This is a genomic window from Pseudoalteromonas lipolytica, from assembly GCF_001306915.1.
In the GTDB taxonomy this organism is placed as follows: domain Bacteria; phylum Pseudomonadota; class Gammaproteobacteria; order Enterobacterales; family Alteromonadaceae; genus Pseudoalteromonas; species Pseudoalteromonas simplex.
Genome location: NZ_LJTC01000044.1, coordinates 1 through 651 on the forward strand (window position 1 = coordinate 1; position 651 = coordinate 651).

Annotated in this window: 1 pseudogene; it reads right to left on the reverse strand. The window is 72.4% G+C overall.

What is annotated here, in order from left to right:
• Positions 1 to 651, reverse strand: a pseudogene (locus tag AOG27_RS21400) (glycosyl transferase family 51); the annotation flags it as partial.

Here is a 651-nt window from a genome sequence, read left to right on the forward strand (position 1 = left end):
GGGTACCATCCGCCAGGGCAAAGCTACCCTGCAGGCGCCGCGCGGTGCCGCCCTCGACTACCTGGCCCAGGGCGCGGCGCAGGGTGGCGGCCACCTCCGGGGCCATGACCCGCCGGGCGCGGGAGGCGTCGGCGACGAAGCGGGTCTCGTAGGGGGTGTCGGCGGCGAAGTGCAGCGAGTCGATGCGTCTCGTGGGCAGGCGTATGCCGTCGTTGAGGATGATGCCGACCAGCTCGGCCAGGGCGGCCGGGCGGTCGCCGGAACTGCCCAGCGCCGTGGCCAGCGACGGCACCAGGTGGGCGAAGGGGTAGCCCAGCCGCTCCCAGCGACGCTGGATCTCGGTGAAGGCCTCGGTCTCGAGCATGGTGCGGATGCGTGAGTCCCGGGCACCGCGGTGGCGGGTTCGGAACAGCCAGCCATAGACCTCCTGGCGCGCCTCGCGGCTGGCCCGCTCGGCATCGGCGTAGTCGGCGTCGGTGCGGTCGATGAGAAAGCCCACCAGCCACAGTTCCAGCGGGTGTACCCCGGCGATATAGCCCTGGTCTGAGAGGCCGAGGGTGCTGGGGTCGCTGCGCTCGTGCAGGGCGGTAAGGTCGAGATCGAGCCGCCGGTCGTCCAGGCGCTCGGCGAGGAAGGCGGTCAGGGCGATGG